Source organism: Sphingobium agri (assembly GCF_023051225.1).
Lineage (GTDB): Bacteria > Pseudomonadota > Alphaproteobacteria > Sphingomonadales > Sphingomonadaceae > Sphingobium > Sphingobium agri.
Genome location: NZ_JALKHS010000010.1, coordinates 184,526 through 203,318, shown reverse-complemented (window position 1 = coordinate 203,318; position 18,793 = coordinate 184,526). Strand labels below are relative to the sequence as shown.

Genomic DNA, 18,793 nt, shown 5'->3' with positions numbered 1-18,793 from the left:
CAAAACGGCCTGGCTAGATCACCTGCAATTGACCGAGAGGATTGGAGCGATGTCATTGGATTTATTCCCCACGATCGCGAACCGCGAATGGCGTGAAGGCGAGGTCGAGGCGGTTATCGAGCCTGCTACAGGGGATCAGATCGCCGACATGGTCGATGTCGGCCAAGCGGGGGTAGAGGCGGCGGTGAGCGCGGCGAAGGACGCGCGGCGTTCCTGGGCGGCTACCACGCCGAAGGATCGCGCAGCGATGCTGTTGCGCCTGGCCGACGCGCTCGAAGCCAATGCCGATCAGTTCGCCGAACTGGAGGCGCGCGATGTGGGCAAGCCTTTGGCCGACGCGCGGGCGGAAATGTTCTCCGCAGCCGATAAATACCGCTTCTTCGCGGGCGCCGGCCGGGCGCTGACGGCGCCTGTGTGCGATGAATATAAGCCGGGCATCACAAGTATGGTGCGGCGCGAACCCTTGGGCATCGTGGCCGCGATCGCGCCCTGGAACTATCCCATGGGGCTGACGAGTTGGAAGCTTGGTCCCGCATTGATGGCAGGCAACACGGTCGTGCTCAAGCCGACGAACGAGACGCCACTGACATCCCTGTTGCTCGGCCGTATCGCGGCGGACATATTCCCCGCTGGTGTCCTCAATGTGGTCACTGGCCGCGGCGACAGTGTCGGCAAGGCGCTGGTGCGGCATCCTGACGTTGCTATGGTTTCGCTGACCGGTGGCACAAGCACTGGCAAGACCATAATGCGCGACGCCGCCGACATGGTGAAGAAGGTCCATCTGGAACTGGGCGGCAAGGCGCCCGTGCTCCTGTTCGACGATGCCGATCTCGACAAGTTCGTAGCGACGATGCGCGGTGCTGCGTTTCGCAACTCCGGTCAGGACTGTACCGCGGCGACCCGTATCTATGTGTCGAAGGCTTTGTTCGGCGAAGTGACCGAACGGCTCGTGCAGATGGCGGAAGGACTGACTGTCGGCAACGGTTTCCTCGACCCCTCGGTCCAGATGGGCCCGGTAGTGTCTCAGCGCCATCGCGACAATATCGCCCGGCAGGTGGAAAGGGCCGCGGGCGAAGGCGCCCGGATCGTCACCGGTGGGGAAGGCAGCGGCGCCTTCTACACGCCCACGATCGTCACCGGCGCTGACCAGCGCTCGGCCATCGTCCAGGAGGAATTGTTCGGCCCCGTGCTGGTCGTCAGCACATTTGACGACGAAGATGACGCGATCGCAAAGGCCAATGATGTGGCCTATGGCCTGGCAGCGTCGATCTGGACGCGGGACATCAACCGTGCCGTCAAATGCGCTGCGTTGATCGAAGCGGGATCGGTGTGGATCAATGATCATGGACCCACGGCGGCGGAAATGCCCTTTGGCGGGTTCAAGCTGTCAGGGATCGGCCGCGACCTGTCGATCCACGCGATCGAGGAGCATACGGCGCTCAAGCATGTCGCCATCAGCCATGGATATCAGCTGTGACCGTCGCTTCTGGCATGAAGCTCTGCTTTGCGCCGGAAATGAGTCCGGCGTTGCAGGAACAGGTGAGCGGCATCCTGTCGCAGTGGGCGCTGCCCGATCTGGCCGATGATTATGTGATCAGCGCGATGAGCGGGGGCGGCAGCAACGTCAACCTGAAGCTGGAAGGATCACGCCACGCGCTGGCACTGCGCGTCTGTGCGCCTGAGCCGGAGCGGTGGGGCGTTGACCGCGCCGCATCCATCCAGGCGCAATGCGATGCGGCGCGCGCAGATCTTGCTCCCAAGATCCTCGCATCGACATTGCCGGAGGGGCATTTCCTGTGCCCGTTCCTGACGGGCGGCGTCATGACGCCCGCGCGCATGCGAGAAGAGGATTTGCTGGGCAAGGTCGTGGAGACGCTGCGTAGCCTCCATGCGCAGCCGACCTCCAGCCGCGCTTTTTCACCCTTCGAGGATGCCGCGCATTTCGTGAAGCTGGGCGACGCGGAAGGCGCGGCGCGGCCCGCCGAGTTTCCGGACATGTATGATCGCGTCAGGCAGATCGCGCAGCTTTTTGCCGCTATCGATGCTCCGCGGGCATTTTGTCACAGCGACCTTGTGCCGCAGAACTTCATCGTCGGCGACCGGCTGCGCCTGATCGACTGGGATTATGCCGGAATGGGCTGGGTCGCGTTCGAAATGGCCAGCTTCGCCTGTCAGGCGGGCCTTTCGGACGAAGAGACGGACAAGTTTCTGCGCCTGTACGATCCGCAGGTCGATGACAGTCAACGCGCCCGCGTTGCGCTGATGCGCGCGGTAGCGGGTGTGCGGGAAGCGGCCTGGGCGACCATGGCCGAACCGATCCTGTCCGCCCATACGACGCCGCTTGATGGCTGGACCTATCAGGGCTATGCAAGTTCCAACCTGACCCAAGCCCGCAATGCCTGGGCGAAGGCAAGCTTTGCCGAGATGCTGGAAGCCGCTGCCTATGTGCGGGAAGGGGCGCGTTTCTGATGCCGCCTTTCGCAACGCTTTGGCATGCTCTTCGCCACTGGGCGGATGAAACGCCGGCGCGGATCGCCCTGCGGCAGGGCGAAAGAGCGGTCGCATATCAAGACCTCGCCGTCAAAGCGGAAGACTATGCGCGGTTCCTTCGCTCATCCGGTGTACAGAATGGCGACCGGGTGATCATCGTCGGCCTCAACATCATTGAATGGGTGGTTGCTTATCTCGCCGTGATGCGCCTTGGCGCCATCGCCGTTCCCGCGAATAATCGCATCAGCGCATTGCAGATGGCCGACTTGGTCGGCTTGCTAGAGGCGCGGGTGGCGATTGCGGACGAACGGCACGCATCGCTTCTTGCCCAGGCACCAATATCGGTATTGCCGATGGAAAAGGCCATGGCCGTGGCGATGTCCGCGTGGGAAGATTTGCCCGAGTTCGTGACGGGAGAAGCGCCCGCGCTGATCAGCTTCAGTTCCGGAACCACTGGTGAGCCCAAGGGGGCGTTGCTTAGCACCGAAGCCTTGTGCACGGCGTCCGAAGTCTTCCGTCTGTTCTTCCGCGCGACCAGTGCCGACAGCACCGTCGTGATCGCGCCCATGTTCCACAATACCGGTTTCATCGACCAGTTCGGGCAGATGCTGCTGGCGGGTGGCGAGACGATGCTGGTGGAGGAATTCCACCGGAAGGAAGCGGTCGCCGCATTCAAGGCCGCGCCCGCGACCTTCGTCACTGCCGTACCCAGCGTGCTGCGCATGCTGATGATATTGGACGATGCGGACGCGGTGTTCGGACCGGCCCGAACCGTCCTGTTCGGTGGATCGCCGATGCCCGCCGCGTGGTCGCGGGAGATGTTGGAGCGCTGGCCGCATCTTGAGCTTGTCCATGGCTATGGGCTGACGGAATTTGGTTGCGCGTGCAGCTTCCTGCCGCCCGAGATGATTACCAACTTTGGCGAGTCCGTCGGCTTTGCCGCGCCTTTCGCAGAACTGCGGGTGGTGGGCGAAGATGGCCGGGATGTTGCGCAGGGGGCGTCCGGCGAGGTCTGGGTCGCGGGGCCCACACGCATGACGGAATATTGGCGGCGTCCAGAAGCCAACGGGGAAAAATTGTTCGGTAAATGGTTGCGGACAGGCGATCTTGGCCGGTTCGACGACGCTGGCCGCCTGTTCCTGCACGGACGGCGGGATGATGTGATCAATCGTGGCGGCGAGAAGATATTGCCGTCCCATCTGGAGTGCCTGCTCGCGGAACTGCCGGAGATCGGCTATTGCGTGGTGATCGGCATCCCTGATCCGGTGTTGCAGGAAGTGCCCGTCGCGGCGATCGAGATCAGGCCTGGCCGGGCGTTCGACGAAAGCCGCGCCCGCTCTTTCCTTGCTGCCCGGCTGCCCGCCTACGCAATGCCGGCCCACTTCATGGTTTTCGATCCATTTCCCCGCATCGCGTCCGGGAAGGTGGATCGCCGGAATGTGCGGGATGCCGTCATCCGGACGCTCGAGCAGCAAAGCGCAAATTCGGGAGGATCTGATGAAACGTGAATTTGACGTCGTGGTGATCGGGGCAGGGGGGCGGCAGGCGCAGGCCATGCTGGCCGCGGCCGCGCGGGGCACCGATGTCGCCCGCTGGCTTGCGATCGATCGGGCGTGGAGGCCCGAAACCCTGGCTGCAACTCGGGCGCTCGGCATGCAGACCCGCGAGCAGGATCCGCTGGCCGACGGTGGCACGCTGGACATGCTGATGCGGTCGACGGCGATCGTCGCGAACTTGGCAGGCCCCTATTACCGCACGGGCTTTACTGTCCTGGATGCGGCGATCGCCGCCGGAACCGACTATCTCGATATCTGTGACGACGCCGACATCACGGTTCCGATCCTGTCGCGCGACGATGCCGCCAAGGCGGCGGGCGTAACGGCAATCATCGGATTGGGATCGACGCCCGGCGTGTCGAATATCCTGATCCGCCTGGCGGTCGATCATCTGAACGGCGCGGACGATGTCGAGATCGCCTGGGTGGTCGATGCCAAGGACATGACCGAGGCGGCGACCAAGCATTTCTGGCACTGCTTCAATCTGGTCGACTTTGATGGCACGGTTCACCCCGTTCCACTTCCCGGCGAAATGGATTCGCGCGTCGTCGATTTTCCAGGGTCGGTCGGACGGCAGACGGTGGTGAAGCTGGCCCATCCAGAGCCGCTTACCGTTCCCCGCTTCCTGCCCGTTAAACGGGCGGTCAACTATGGGGCCATCGCCCCGATCGACGCGCATGCGGTGGCAGCGGCTCTTGCCGCCGTGGCGGACGAGCAGCAGCCCGGCAGCACGGAGCAGCGTACCGACATGCTGGTCAGGGCGTTCCAGCAGTTTCTTACTCGCTTCAAGGGTGGCGAACGCATCGGAAGCGGGCTGCAGATCGACGTTCATACCAACGGCAACGGGCTGCGCTACGCTTCGGGTGCGGACACCAGCATGGAAGAGGCGACGGGCGTTCCAGCCGCCGCAGGGGTGATCATGCTGGCGGAAGGCGACACGCCACGCGGTGGCGTATTCGCCCCCGAAGCCCTGTCGCCCGGGAAATTTTTCGCGGCGCTTCGGCGCGTCAGTCTCGGCGGCGGCGGGCTGGGGGTCTATCGCCTTGAAAATGGCCGCCAGGGTGAGAAGCTGCGCATTCGCGACCTGATGGCCGATAGATCGGAGGCTGCATGAGCGAGGATCTGGCAGGCAAGGTCGCACTGGTCACTGGCGGAGGCCGGGGGCTTGGCGAAGGGATCGCCGTCGCATTGGCGAAACGCGGGGCCACGATCACCCTGAGCGGGCGCAACCCCGCTGCTCTTCAAGCCACGGCGCAGACGATCGAGAGCATGGGCGGCAGGGCGAGCGTGCATCCGGGCGATGTCGCATCGACCAGCGACGTCGAAAAAGTTGTTTCCGGCACATTGGACGCCCATGGGCGGCTGGACATCCTCGTCAATAATGCCGGCATCGCCCATGAAGCGGCGTTCCTCGACATCGAAGAGGCGGGCTGGCGGCGGGTGATCGACGTCAACCTGAATGGTGTCTTCTTCATGACGCAGAGGGTCGCGCGGCAGATGCGCAACCAAGGTCGCGGCGGCGCCATCATCAACATCGGGTCGATCGAAGCGCATGCGGCGGATGGTCCCTTCGCGAGCTATGTGGCCGCGAAGTTCGGGCTGCGCGGCATGACCATGAGCGCCGCGATCGAGTTGGCCGAATATGGCATTCGCGTCAATTCCGTCAGTCCGGGTTGGGTGCACACCAAGATGGCGGAAGAAGCACTGCGGCCCGCCATGTTGCAACACATGCTGCACGACTTCAAACGCGTACCCATCAAGCGCATGGTGACTGTCGATGAGGTGGCCGGCGCGGTCACCTTCCTCGCCAGTGACGCAGCATCGGGCATCACCGGCACCGATCTGGTTGTCGATGGCGGCACGCTAGCCGACATTCATGTCCATCGTTCCCTTCCCAATGATGAGGATGAGCAGTGACCCGTCCAAGGATTGCCATCATCGGCGCTGGCACTGCCGGCTGCGGCGCCGCCCTTCGTGCAGCGGAACTTGGCGCTGACGTGATCGTGCTGGAGCGGGACGCCCCCGCCAGCGGTTCGTCCGGCCGTTCCGCCGGCGTCTATAATTACCAGACGCTCAACCCGCTCGACATAGAGATCCGCATCCGGGCGAAGGAGTTGTTCCTGCGGCTGGAACGGGAGCGCGAGCTGCCGCTTGCGAAAATCGGCAACGTCCGCGTCGCCTATACGGATGAGCATATGGACCGGCTGGCCGAAGCGGTGAAGGTGCAGCGGGAACTGGGCGGCATGGATTCCCGCCTGATCGACCGGGAGGGGCTCCGGCAATTAGTGCCCGACATGCGCGTGGATGACCTTGCGGGCGGGCTTTTCGGGCCCACGGACGGGCATCTGGACGGATATCTTCTGTGCACGACCCTGCTTGAGGAGGCCAAGGAAAAGGGCGCGCGTGTCAGCGTGCAGACTGACGTGCTTTCTCATTCCAAGACGGGCAGGGTGCATCGGCTGGAAACCAGCAAAGGCTTGGTCGAAGCCGATATCGTGATCAATGCTGCGGGCGCATGGGCTGGGAATGTCGGCAAGCTGCTGGGACATGCCGTACCAATCAAGCCGCAGGTGCATGAAGTCTTTCTGGTTCGGCTGCCTCGCGAGCTTGACTATACTGTTCCGATGGTCAATCTCTACATGCCAGGGCAGGAGGGCGAGGGCCTATATTTCAGGCAAGATGGTCCCGACAGCCTGATTGCTGGACTTCATACTTATGAAGCCATCGACGGGCTTGATGTGGATCCCGACAGCTTCAGCCCGCCATCTGGCGACGATCATCTGATCACTGTCGCAACTCTTCTGACAGAGCGGATGGGCATGGACGACTTCGGATTTTCAAACGGCTGGTTCGGGCTCTATCCCATCAGCATGGACGATCGTTTTCAGGTCGGGCCGTATGAAGCCGATCCTTCCGTGCTGGTAGTCGGCGGACTGGGTGGCGTTGGCGTCACGTCCGGATCGATATTGGGCATGTGCGTGGCGGAATGGGCAATCTCCGGCAAGCCCGCGACCGTGCCGGGCGTAGAGGAGCTTCGGCCAGACCGCCCCAGTTTGAGCAGCTTTCGATGAGTGAGGTTATCATGGACGTTCTGTTGACGAACGATGACGGATATCAGGCAGGGGGCATGGCTGCCATCCGCGACGCGATGATCAATGCGGGCCTTAATGTCCTGTCCGTGGCGCCGGACGGGCCACGCAGCGGTACGTCCCGGTCTGCATCCTTCCGCAAGCCGGTCGTGATGACCCGCGATGGCGGCGATGATCGCAATCCGATCTATCGCGCCGACGGCACGCCCGTCGACTGCGTACGCGCCGCGATCCTGTCAGGCTTGGCCAAAGATGTCCGCCTAGTTGTATCCGGCATCAATGAGGGTGCTAACCTAGGTGACGACGCCACCTATTCGTCCACCTTCGGATCTGCGGCGGAGGGAGCTTTGCTCGGACTGCCGGCGTTGTCGATTTCGCAGCAGGCGCGTGACGGCCGCTTCCGTCTGGTCGACCTTACCGATTATGACTATGGCTGGTGCAGTGAGGTGGGCGCTGAACTGGCGGCGTGGATGATAGCCAGCCCGCCGCCGCCGCGCAGCATCCTGAATGTCAATGCGCCCGGCATATTGAAGGACCGGCGCCTCAAGATCACCGCGCTTGACCATCGTGTCTGGGACCCAGGCCATTATGAGGCGGTTGAAACCGACAGTGGACACGGCTGGTACACCTTTCTCACCAACGTCGATCGCGATCCCGTGTTCACGATGCGGCCGGGGTCCGACGCCAGCGCCGTCGCGGCGGGGCATGTTTCGGTCACGCCGGTCAGCTTCGATTTCGGCGATGTACGTGCAGCGGGCCGCCTGCGCCGCTGGCTGAGGCAATCGGTGGACGTCATCAACCCGCGCCTGGGCGCCAGCGACGGTGAGTGCAGGAGCGGCTGCTGTGGATGAACGGCGGGTCGCCCTCGTCACCGGAGCAGGGGGTGAACTGGGGCGCGCGATCTGCCAGCGGCTGGCGGATGCCGGCCATCGCTTGGCGCTGTTCGAACGCGACGAGGCCACGGCCGCGGCCCTCCGGCAGGAGATGCCGGGTGATTGCCTCGTCCTAGCGGCCGACCAGACCGATAGAGATGAGGTCGATCAGGCGATGGAAAAGGTGCGCGCCCATTTCGGCCGTCTCGATGTGGCGGTCGCCAATGCCGGATACGCCAAGTTCACCGGCTTTCTGGAGATGGATCCGGCGGTCTGGGACCGGCATGTCGCCATCAATCTGAGCGGCACCTTTCACATCTGCCAGACAGCTGCGCGGCTGATGGCAGAGCGCCGCAGCGGTGGCTCGATCACGGTGATCTCATCCTCTCTGGCGGTTCGGCACGCCGATCAGATTGGCGCTTACTGCGTGACCAAGTCGGCCCTGCTGATGCTGGTTCAGACCATGGCGGCGGAACTGGGTATCCACCGCATCCGGGCTAACGCAATCCTGCCCGGCGTCATAGAAACGGCCATGACCAAATGGATGGTCGGAAAGCCGGGTGTACGCCGCGACCTGTTGCAGAAGACGCCGATCGGCCGTTTGGGCCTGACCGAAGACATTGCGGAGGCTGTCGCATTCCTGTGTTCCGATAAAGCAGGGTTCATCACCGGAGCCAACCTGTCGGTCGATGGTGGACAGTCGATCTATGGGCAACCGGCATGGGTGCGTCAGGATCGTTCGATACCTTTTGAACCGGAGTGGGCGGCTGGCCTCGGCGACGAGGCGTAAGACGGCAGAGCCTGAACGACGTCCCGGCACGCCTGCCGCCGGGATGGCTTCAGGCGTTCGGCTGATGGTCGCGCCAGTCGACAGGAGCGATCGCGATAAAGACGGTCGCCTGCTCCCCTTCATAGCGTAATTCAGTGCCGTTCCCGATCCAAAGCATGTCCCCCGGACCAAGTTCGTGGACCTCATCCCGCGTGCGTAGGCGGAACGTGCCCGACAGGCACAGGATCATCTCGTCATATTGCACGGTCCATGGCACGCACCGGCCATCGAACATCGCGAAATACGCGCCCATAGTCCGGCTGCTATCCGGGCCGATCAGCCGGGCGATGCTGGCCGAACCGGGACCCTCGCCATAATCCGACATCGCCGTATCCTGCAGGCGGAACAGGCGGATGCTGGCGGTCACAGAAGCGCTCCTTCAAGGGCGTGCAGTTTCGTATCAGACGATGGCACAGCCGCTTCGGCCGCTGCCCTGTCTTCTTCCTCGAAGCGCAAGGCACGCGGCACGGCCAGCCAGCGTGCGACCAAAATGCCGCAAATCGCCCCGACCAGCTTGCCGAACATCAGCGGCACGATCAACGAAGGCTGAAAATTCGCGATGAAGGCGAGCGAGTCCCCTAATATCCAGGAACCACACACGGCATAGGCGATCGTCATCACCTTGTTGCGCGCATCCATTTCCGGGATCAGTTTGAACAGCGTCAGCGGGTTGGCAGTCGTCGCTATCAGCCCGCCGCTTCCCACTGCGCTGAACCCGGTCAGATCGCCCAACCTTTCAATGGCTTTGCCGCAATAACGGCGCAGCGCGTAGACCATCGGAAACGCGCCAGCCAGCATGATGCCGATATATCCGGCTATCTCCAGCCCGCGGATGGAATTGGCGGCGTCGGCCAGCAGTGGATCAAAGGGCCATCCGCCGAAAAGATGGCTGAAAATGCCCGTGAAATACTGGACGATACAAGCGCCGAAGATGAGCTTGATCGCGGCATCGGCAAGGCGGCCGAAGCCCATGAAACCTTTGACCATGAAGTCGGGAATGAAACGCAGACCCGCCACTATAGCGGCAACGATGATGGTCAGTGGGAAAAGATCATGCAATATCTGGCCGAAGGTCATCGCCAGACGGAATGTCTCGGGGCTGCTGGTCGAAACCGTAGGGCGGATGAGCGGGTCGGTCATTGCGACGACGCTCAGTCCCACGAACAGCGCGACCGGTATGGTGATGAGCCCCGCCATCATGCCAAGCGCCAAATAACGATGGTCCTTCCGCGGGAGCATCGCCAGCGCCACTGGGATGGTGAAGACGACATGCGGTCCGAGCAGGAAGCCGTTGAATGACGCGATGATCCAGTTTTCACGGCTGGCTGCAAGCGCATCGGCCATCTGATAACCGCCCATGTCCACGGAAATCAGGGTCGTTGCCGCCATCGCCCTGTCCGCCCCGGCAAAGGAAAAGACGGGGGCAACTGCATGGGTGATGAAAGCGGACAGGAGCGGGGCGGCTGCGAGGACGGCCCCGACTGGAAGGAAAAGGACGCCGGTCGTCCGGATCCCCTCCATGAATTCCCATCCCATGCCTGCGCTGTCATCCCGGACAGCGGCGACAGCACCCCATATCGCGAACAGCATCACGACGCCGATCACATATTGACCCAACCCGTTCATCTTCGAGTCTTCCCGCCGCCTTAATACGAATGTTCGTTCATATTAACCGGGGCGGCGGTGTCGTCAAGCCCCTTCTGACCAGCCCACCTTCAGCATGTTGCGGGCAAGTTCCGACATGCGCCGAGCAACCTTCTCGGGGCTGTCCGACCCGCCCGGGCGATACCACATCAGAACATTGTCGCACATCGTGCCTATGGCAAGCGCGCAAATGCGTGGCTCCAGCGCGTCATCGGGGCGCCCGGCCACGATGTCCCGGACAATCTGGGTGAGGACATCCAGGTAGCGGCGCATGTGAGAGCGGATTTCCTGTTTAGCGCCAGGGCTGCCAATCCTTTCCAGCATCGCCGAATCTATCAGCCGGTCGTTCGCCTTGGCGAAGGCAGCGTTGGAAATCTGGTACAGCACATGGCGGCGGATCAGCGCGTTCATCCGTTCGACCGGCGGCATGTCCGGCTCGTCATTGTCCACAACCTCGCTGTTGAACATGTCAAGGGCAGCAAGAATCGCCGAGACGAGCAATTCATCCTTCGATTTGAAATGATTGTAGAAGGCGGGCGGCTTCAGGCCGACCTCCGCCGTGATGTCACGCAGCGACACTGCTTCATAGCCGCGAGAACCAAACAGCTCTACGGCTGCCTTCAACAACTCTTCGCGCATTCCCGATTTGCGGCGGGTTCTTTTCGGCCGAGCGCGGTCTGGCAAGGGGATCGGTGCCGCGACAGCACCGCCGTCCACTGAAGAGTCCTTTCGCAGCGCTCTGGGGGTAGCATCCTTCACCGACACGCTCCGGCACCCCAGCTGCAGACATATAAATGCAAACGGTGTTTCATATTAATCCATATGCCCTGTTGGGCAGCACCGTTCAAACGGAAACTATTTGGTTCGGGGTTGCGGACCTCTGCAGGCTATGTTTCCCTGAAATCCTGAGAGCTGGTCCCAGCGCCGCTTCTGCCTAAACTAGGCTGTTGGCCGATTTGGCGTATAACTTGGCCATCAGCCCGCTTCGCGCCACGCTTCAATATGTCATAAGGAGGGACGGCCTCATCGGTGTTTCAGATGTGGCTGCGAGAATTTTGATGACTTCGGATGTGCGGCCGTCAGGGCGCGCCTCCCAAGGACCGTGTGGCTTCCGACGGGTTGGAGGAGCATTCACTTGGTTGACACTCGTAGACATGCCAGCGCGGTCCATGTGCTCGCTCGCAATTTCATCGAAGGCGATGTCATCCCTGCGCACGCCCATCCGGACGGCCAGTTTGTCCACGCGGTTTCGGGCGTGATGGAAATCAGGGCGGACCGCAGATTATGGGTTGTTCCACCTCAGCGGGCCGTCTGGATCCCGCCGGGAACTGCCCATGAATTCCGCGCGAGAACACCTGTTCTGCTACGCACGCTCTACATCGCATCCGATCGGACGCCGCCTCATTTCGGGCAGCTGGCGGGGGGATTCGTCGTCACGGCGCTTGTGCGTGAGCTCATATTGCGGGCGATCGATCCAGCCGTGTTGAACTGGGATTCAGCCCGCATTCTTCGCCTTCACGCATTATTGCTGGATGAACTGAACGACCTTCCATCGGACGCGGTGATGCTGGCGATGCCGTCCGATCCTCGCCTTGTCAGGGCATGCGAGCAAATTCTAGATAGCCCCAGCGTGGCCGATATCGACGAGCTTGCGCGATCCTCGGGGGCTTCGACGAGAACATTGTCCCGCCTGGCACGCGAGGAGCTGGGATGCCCCCTTTCCGTCTGGCGGCAACAAGCGCGGATCGTGGCCGCTTTGCCGATGCTCATCGCTGGAGAATCCATCCTGAGCACGGCCTTGTCGTTGGGATATGAAACGCCAAGCGCTTTTACGGCGATGTTCAAGCGCTTGATAGGAACGACGCCGACTGCCTTTGTCGCTGAACGGAGTGGCTCAGCGGTAAGGCCGGAGAGATGACGCTTTCGGACTGAAAGCGGAAGCGCCGTAACGGAAGGTGTTTTCCCACGTGATATAGGAACATTGCTCAATATATAAACAAACGTTAATTATTATTGCCTGGTGGGCCTTGGGAATGAGAGCCATATGTTGATGAACATCTTGTTGACCAACGCGGAAGGCAACTGCGCATGGAGGCATGAGTGAGATTTGTGGCGGCATATCTGTCGTCGCGAATAACTGGATTATGGAAGCACAGGAGTGAGAAATGGCTAAGATTGATTGGGATAGAGTTGGAAAAGGTGTCGCTCGTGAAAATGAGCGGATGATTTGGCGGCCTTATGGCGCACCTGTCGTTCTGGACCTGGAACATTCATCGTTCCACGATGCGCCGATCTCCGTGCCATGGAATATCCCTGAAACACTGGCCGTCTCGGTGGCCATTACGGGCGCGTTCTTCCGCCGCTCGCAAAACCCGAACCAGCCCTACACCCCGGAAGAAATCCGCAATTCAGCGCGCGAATGCCTGGAGGCAGGGGCCAGCACGGTGCACATTCATGTTCGCGATGACGAGGGCTATAATGTCCTCTCGCTTGACCGGTTCGAGCAGGTTATCGCGCCCCTGAAGAAGGACTATCCCGACCTGTCGGTTGATGGCTGCCTTGTTCCCGCGCTTGAAGGCGAATGGGCTGAAATGAAGCGGGTGCTGGCGACAGGCCTGCTGGACGGTGCGCCCATCAACACCACGACGACCTATATCGGTGACTCCCTGTTCAGCAAGCCGGCGCCCGTCATGATCGAAAAGGTGCGCCTCATCCTGGAAAATGGCGGCATTCCTGAAATCGCCGTCTATACCGATGCCGACGTAGCCAATGCCGATCGGTTCCTCATCAAGAGCGGCCTGATCAAGGGGCCGGCCTTCTGGCTGATCCTTCCCGCCCTGCCGGGTTGCAGCCCGATGGAAAATCCGCGCCAGATGATCGAAGGCTTGATGCGCACCGTCACCACGATCCGTGACGTGGATCCCGATGGCGTGATCATGGTGTGCGCGGCCGGCCGGGCATCGATGTATGTCGCGACGCTTGCAGCAGCGATGGGCTTGCACATCCGCGTGGGCATGGAAGACACCTATTGGCTCTGGCCGCACCGCGACGATCGCATTCAGTCGAACGTGCAGACCTTCGAACTCGGCGCGAAGCTGGGCGAAGTGCTGGGCCGCCGTGTCGCGACGCGGCAGGAATATACCGACATGCTGAGATCCTGCGCCCAAGGATAATGGGCGCAAAGGGCGGCCATGCTCCAGTGGACGGGAGCATGGCCGTTCGCCTGTCATGGTAGAATGCCGTAGTGCCGTAGTGGCGGCTGGATTTCCGGATTGATGCTTTGCTGGCCGCGCCTCAACTTCCAGGAGAGCGCAATGCTCTGTTCTTCCGATATCCCCCAAACAGAGATGGGATGTCTTCAGGCCGCCGGCAGCGCTCCGTCGATACCAAGCATCCGCCTTGTAAGTTCCCAATAGGATGCGACGAGATGATCGTCAGCCGCCTTTGAAGTAGAAACATACCAGCGCCCGACCTGATCATACATTGTCGAGACGGCGCTCGACACGATCCTGTAATCGGTCTTCACTGGCGATTCCTCGACAAGCTGAGACACCAGCTTTGTCAATTCGCGCAAATATAGCCGAAGCCGGTCCTGGATGGCTTGCTGGAACGTTATTTCGCCGACACGCTGGAGCAGATTGTGCGCCATCAATATGTCGAACGCCCGAGCGATAACCGGATTATCCAATTGATAGCGGATGTGCCGCTCCAAAATTCCTTCCAACGCTTCCAAGTTCGATTCGCGCTCATCACGTGGGCCCAAGACACGCTCGTTGAAGTCTTCCATCGCCCATAACAGAGCTTCGCCCAGCAACGCTTCCTTCGACTTGAAATGATTGTAGATAGCGGGCGCCTTGATCCCGGCGAACTGCGCCAAGTCGCGCATCGTCGACGCTTCGAAGCCGTTCTTCGAAAACAGATCGAGCGCCGCGACCAGCAGCCGTGCCCGCGTGTCCGATCGCGTGGCGCGGTTTTCCCGTTCGATCGCCAGCTCTTCGGATTCGGCAAGCCGGGCTTCATATCCAGCGCGCTTTCGCAGGGCCTTCGTCTGATTTGTCGGTGAAGTCATTCTGCTCGTTCCTTAATACTCTCCGAACCACGATGGCAACCATCCATGCAACCAGTGGCCGAGTTCGACTGCCGATCACCCACAGTACAACTTTGCACTTGAATTAACGAACGTTCGCTATCATACTCCAAACCGAAATGCGATAGTATGCACAATTAGACGGGAATGCACGGGGGCCTGAGTGAAATCTGCCACGGCCGAGGTGTCACCTAGAGCGGTGGGCACCGTGACGATCTCCCCCCTTGTCGATCCAATCAAGCGGCATCCGGGTGTCTCGCATGCTCGGGCTGTTCGAACCATCCGCCCTTCAGGGCACCTGGTCCATATCTGGACCAAGCAGGGAATGTTGAGGCATGAGTTTTACTATTTCCGTGGATACGGGAGGCACCTTCACCGACGTCATTGTCCGGGACGCATCGGGCAAGCAGACGATCGGCAAGGCGCTGACCACCCATGGCCGCGTATTTGGCGGTCTCAGCGAGTCCATCAAGGCTGCGGCTGCCGATCTAGGCCTCAGTTTCGAACAGCTCCTCGCGGACACGACGCTGTTTATCTACGGCACGACGCGGGCCACCAACGCGATCGTAACGCGCAACGTCGCCAAGACGGCTTTGCTGACCACCGAAGGCTTTCCGGACATCCTCGTACTCAAGGAAGGGGGCAAGCTGGACGGTTACGACTTCACCAAATCCTATCCGGCGCCCTATATTCCGAGGCGGCGGACCTTCGAAGTGCCAGAGCGCATCGATGCGGAAGGCAAGGTGGTCCAGGCGCTGGATGAGGACGCGGTACGCATTCTCCTGCAACAGCTGGGCGGTCGCGGTTTCGAAGCGATCGGCGTGTGCCTGCTATGGTCGTTCATCAATCCCGAACATGAGCTGGCGATCGGCGCACTGATAGAAGAGGTTCTGCCCGGCATTCCCTACACATTGTCGCACCGCCTCGCGCCCATCATCCGCGAATATCGCAGGGCTTCCGCAACGGCGATCGACGCTTCGCTCAAGCCGCTGATGCAAAAGCATCTGTTCGAGTTCGAACAGGATATCCGCGCGGCGGGCTATAAGGGGCAAATCCTTGTTTCGACCAGCTTCGGCGGTGTCATGGACCTGGAATCGGTCATGCAGTCGCCGATCAACATGGCGAAGTCGGGGCCGTCGATGGCACCGGTCGCCGGTATCACTTATTCGGTCGCTGAAGGACTTGGCGACAATATGATCGTCGCGGACACGGGCGGGACCACCTTTGACGTCGGTCTCTCCCGCAATGGTCAACTGGTCTATAGCCGCGACACCTGGCTGGGCGGCATGTGGGAAGGCGACCTGCTGGGCATCTCGTCGGTCGATATTCGCTCGATCGGCGCGGGAGGCGGATCGATCGCCTGGATCGATGACGGCGGCATGCTGCGTGTCGGCCCGCAATCGGCCGGATCTGAACCAGGACCGGCCTGTTATGGGCGAGGAGGCCGAAATCCCACGACGTCGGATGCCGCATGCGTCCTCGGCTATTTCGACCCGGATTATTTTCTTGGCGGGCGCATGAAGCTGGATGTTGCAGCCGCGCGCGCAGCCATCGCGACGGTCGCGGAACCCCTTGGCCTCTCCATCGAAGTGGCGGCCTGGGGCATCATGCGCATTGCCACCGACCACATGGTCAAGGCCATTCACGAAATCACCGTCCAGCAGGGCATCGACCCGCGTGAAAGCACCGTGGTGGCAGGCGGCGGCGCGGCCGGGATGAACATCATGGCGATCGCGGCAGAACTGGGTTCTGACTCGGTGGTATTGCCAAAGGTCGCGTCGGCTCTGTCGGCATCTGGCATGCAGTTTGCTGACATCGTCACGGAAAGCACCGCGCCGCACTTCACATCGACGCTACGCTTCGACCGCGAAGGGGTGAACACGGCGCTCGCCAAGATCGAGGCTGAGCTTAATCGCTTCCGGTCCCAGATCGAAAATGCGGGCAGCGCGCCGTGGCGCGTCGAATTTTTTGCAGAGGCGCGCTATCTCGCGCAGGTCTGGGAACTCGATACACCGATTGCCTGCGACCGTTTCAACGGCCAGGCGGACATCGATGCGCTGGTCAGATCTTTCCATGACCTGCATGAGCGCGTGTTCGCCGTCCGCGACGAAGAGTCGCCGGTCGAGATCATCAACTGGAAGGGCCGACTGACCGTCGAGCTTTCCAAGAAGATGGACCCTCCGCCCAAGGCGGATCGCTTCAGCGCCCAGACGCCCGGTCATAGCAGGACCTGCTATTTCGGGGGTGATGCAGCCATCGACACGCCGATCTTCAAACCGGCCGAACTCAAGACCGGTATGGTCATCAGCGGCCCTGCCATCGTCGAGGAGCCGACCACCACCCTCGTCGTCTATCCCGGCATGTCCGCCGAGATCAGCGGCGCGGGCAATTATATCCTCCACACCCGTTGGGAGCAGGCATGATGGCAGAAGACAGCAAGCGGAATGACGCCATTTTGATGGCCGTCCTCGCCAACCGGATGGACGGCATTGTGCGGGAGATGACGAACACGCTGCTGCGGACGGCGCGTTCGTCGGTGATCAACAGCGCCCGCGACTTTTCCTGCGCCATGTGCACGGCGGAAGGCGAGTTGTTTGCCTGCGCCGAAGGTCTGCCGGTCCATATATTCGGCGTGCAGAAGCAGGCGGCGGAAATGGTGCGGGTGCATCCCGACTTGAAGGAAGGGGACGCGTTTCTGGACAATGACCCCTATGTCGGAAATTCGCATCCCGCCGATCATTGCACGCTGGTCCCCATCTTCCTTGACGGCGAACATATGTTCACCGCTACGGTCAAGGCGCATCAGGCGGACATCGGCAATTCCCTGCCGACCAGCTATTATTCATCGGCGGTCGATGTCTATCAGGAAGGTGCGCTGATCTTCCCCGTTGTGCAGGTTCAGCGCGATTACAAGATGATCGACGATATCGTCCGGATGTGCCGCCGCCGCATTCGTGTGCCGGGGCAGTGGTATGGCGATTTTCTGGCGGCCGTCGGATCGGCGCGCATCGCCGAACGGCGGCTGAAGGAGCTTTGCGAGAAATATGGCAAGGACACGCTGAAGGCGTTCAAATCCTATTGGCTGGAATATTCCGAGGCGCGGATGGAAAAGGCCATCAACGCGCTGCCTCAGGTGAAGCTCCAGAATAGCGGTCGTCACGATCCTTTTGAACCCTTCCTGCCCGACGGTGTGCCGCTGAACGTCGAGATCGACGTGAAACCGGGCGAGGGTAGGATCGAAGTCGACTTGCGGAACAACATTCCCAATGTCGATTGCGGCCTCAACCTGACCGAAGCCACGACAATGGCGAGCGTGTTCGCGGGAATCTTCAACGCGATGCCAGGCGATGTTCCTAAAAATTCAGGCGCGTTCCGCCGCGTCGATGTGAAGCTGGCGGACGGCTGTGTCGTTGGTCGGCCCAAATTCCCTCACAGTTGCTCGGTCGCAACCACGAATATCGCTGATCGGCTGGTGAATATGGTCGGTTCGGCCTTCTCCCAGATAGACGGCTTCGGCGTTGCCGAAGGCGCGACCGGCGTGGGCGTGGGTTATGCCGTGCTGTCTGGGCGCGACCATCGCTATGACGACGCGCCGTTCGTCAATCAGCTGGTCGTAGCGGCCAATGGTGGCCCCGCAAGTGACAGCGCGGACGGCTGGGTCACTTATGGTTTGCCAGTAGTCAGCGGTCTCATGTACCGCGATTCGATAGAGATCGATGAGCTTAAAATGCCCATCATCTACAAGCATATGCGCTTGCGAGGTGGCACCGGCGGTGCGGGCAGACGCCGCGGCGGTATGTCGTGCGATCTGGCCTATGGGCCGACCAACTATCCCGTTACCGCCATCTATCAGCTCGACAGCCAATATTATGCGCCAAAGGGCGTGCGCGGCGGCCAGGATGGGCTGACCGCAGGGGGCTGGCATGTGCTGGCAGACGGGACGGAGGTCGCGTTGCCCAACTCCATTCAGGTGGAGCTGAAAAGAGGCGAATATCTACGGGGCTTCGACTCCTCGGGCGGTGGATACGGGAATCCGCGTGAGCGTGATCCTGCGCTGGTGCTCGACGATGTGCTGGAAGGATGGGAAACGATCGACCGAGCAAGGGATGTCTATGGCGTCGCCTTCACGGGCCGGGTCGAGGATGAGACGCTGGCGGTTGATGCAGAAGGCACCGCTGCCCTGCGCAGGAACGCAGCCGTGTCCCAGTTCCAGGCAGGGTGAAGGC

At 61.4% G+C, this 18,793-nt stretch carries 16 protein-coding genes; 12 read left to right on the top strand and 4 right to left on the bottom strand.

Translation table 11 applies throughout. The features are described from left to right. Window positions 1–49 precede the first annotated feature (49 nt). Genes MU848_RS13610 through MU848_RS13575 form a run of 8 tightly spaced genes read left to right on the top strand, consistent with a single transcriptional unit; the run spans window position 50 to window position 8,797 of the window. Window positions 50–1,477 (top strand): aldehyde dehydrogenase family protein, encoded by a 1,428-nt coding sequence (locus tag MU848_RS13610; RefSeq protein WP_247233266.1) that lies wholly within the window; start codon window positions 50–52, stop codon window positions 1,475–1,477. Continuing rightward, a complete protein-coding gene (locus MU848_RS13605) occupies window positions 1,474–2,469 on the top strand; it encodes a phosphotransferase (RefSeq protein ID WP_247233264.1) in 996 nt (331 codons plus the stop codon). Before MU848_RS13610 ends, MU848_RS13605 begins: the two co-directional genes overlap by 4 nt. Then, window positions 2,469–3,998: a class I adenylate-forming enzyme family protein gene (locus MU848_RS13600; RefSeq protein WP_201516264.1), complete on the top strand. Its 1,530-nt coding sequence runs from the start codon at window positions 2,469–2,471 to the stop codon at window positions 3,996–3,998. The genes MU848_RS13605 and MU848_RS13600 overlap by 1 nt, the downstream gene beginning before the upstream one ends. Next, window positions 3,988–5,160, top strand: coding sequence for a saccharopine dehydrogenase NADP-binding domain-containing protein (locus MU848_RS13595; RefSeq protein ID WP_201516263.1), 1,173 nt, complete (start codon window positions 3,988–3,990; stop codon window positions 5,158–5,160). Before MU848_RS13600 ends, MU848_RS13595 begins: the two co-directional genes overlap by 11 nt. Next, on the top strand, window positions 5,157–5,963 hold the full coding sequence (locus tag MU848_RS13590; protein ID WP_247233262.1) for an SDR family NAD(P)-dependent oxidoreductase: 807 nt from the start codon (window positions 5,157–5,159) through the stop codon (window positions 5,961–5,963). Before MU848_RS13595 ends, MU848_RS13590 begins: the two co-directional genes overlap by 4 nt. Continuing rightward, window positions 5,960–7,117 carry an NAD(P)/FAD-dependent oxidoreductase gene (locus MU848_RS13585; protein WP_201516261.1) on the top strand — a complete coding sequence of 386 codons (1,158 nt, stop codon included), beginning with the start codon at window positions 5,960–5,962 and terminating at the stop codon, window positions 7,115–7,117. The genes MU848_RS13590 and MU848_RS13585 overlap by 4 nt, the downstream gene beginning before the upstream one ends. Then, window positions 7,114–7,986: a 5'/3'-nucleotidase SurE gene (gene surE / locus MU848_RS13580; protein ID WP_201516260.1), complete on the top strand. Its 873-nt coding sequence runs from the start codon at window positions 7,114–7,116 to the stop codon at window positions 7,984–7,986. The genes MU848_RS13585 and surE overlap by 4 nt, the downstream gene beginning before the upstream one ends. Beyond that, a complete protein-coding gene (locus MU848_RS13575; RefSeq protein WP_201516259.1) occupies window positions 7,979–8,797 on the top strand; it encodes an SDR family NAD(P)-dependent oxidoreductase in 819 nt (272 codons plus the stop codon). The genes surE and MU848_RS13575 overlap by 8 nt, the downstream gene beginning before the upstream one ends. Window positions 8,798–8,846: 49 nt before the next feature. Here MU848_RS13575 and MU848_RS13570 read toward each other — a convergent pair whose 3' ends face one another. The 3 genes from MU848_RS13570 to MU848_RS13560 form a co-directional block, all read right to left on the bottom strand. Next, entirely contained in the window at window positions 8,847–9,203 is a 357-nt protein-coding gene (locus MU848_RS13570; protein WP_247233260.1) for a hypothetical protein, read from the bottom strand. Next, window positions 9,200–10,462, bottom strand: a complete 1,263-nt coding sequence (locus MU848_RS13565; protein ID WP_247233253.1) for an ethanolamine utilization protein EutH — start codon at window positions 10,460–10,462, stop codon at window positions 9,200–9,202. Before MU848_RS13565 ends, MU848_RS13570 begins: the two co-directional genes overlap by 4 nt. Before the next feature lie 63 nt (window positions 10,463–10,525). Further along, window positions 10,526–11,197 (bottom strand): TetR/AcrR family transcriptional regulator, encoded by a 672-nt coding sequence (locus MU848_RS13560; RefSeq protein ID WP_247233251.1) that lies wholly within the window; start codon window positions 11,195–11,197, stop codon window positions 10,526–10,528. 418 nt (window positions 11,198–11,615) lie between these two features. Here MU848_RS13560 and MU848_RS13555 point away from each other — a divergent pair, with 418 nt between their 5' ends. Both MU848_RS13555 and MU848_RS13550 read left to right on the top strand, forming a co-directional pair. After that, window positions 11,616–12,398: an AraC family transcriptional regulator gene (locus tag MU848_RS13555; protein ID WP_247233243.1), complete on the top strand. Its 783-nt coding sequence runs from the start codon at window positions 11,616–11,618 to the stop codon at window positions 12,396–12,398. A gap of 247 nt (window positions 12,399–12,645) precedes the next feature. Beyond that, window positions 12,646–13,653, top strand: a complete 1,008-nt coding sequence (locus MU848_RS13550; protein ID WP_247233241.1) for a BKACE family enzyme — start codon at window positions 12,646–12,648, stop codon at window positions 13,651–13,653. Between the two features lie 185 nt (window positions 13,654–13,838). On the opposite strand, the gene MU848_RS13545 is transcribed toward MU848_RS13550, so the two are convergent. After that, a complete protein-coding gene (locus MU848_RS13545; protein ID WP_247233239.1) occupies window positions 13,839–14,549 on the bottom strand; it encodes a TetR/AcrR family transcriptional regulator in 711 nt (236 codons plus the stop codon). A gap of 353 nt (window positions 14,550–14,902) precedes the next feature. On the opposite strand from MU848_RS13545, the gene MU848_RS13540 reads away from it, so the two are divergent. Further along, entirely contained in the window at window positions 14,903–16,990 is a 2,088-nt protein-coding gene (locus MU848_RS13540; protein WP_247233237.1) for a hydantoinase/oxoprolinase family protein, read from the top strand. Further along, window positions 16,987–18,789, top strand: coding sequence for a hydantoinase B/oxoprolinase family protein (locus MU848_RS13535; protein WP_247233229.1), 1,803 nt, complete (start codon window positions 16,987–16,989; stop codon window positions 18,787–18,789). The genes MU848_RS13540 and MU848_RS13535 overlap by 4 nt, the downstream gene beginning before the upstream one ends. The last annotated feature ends 4 nt before the right edge of the window (window positions 18,790–18,793 follow it).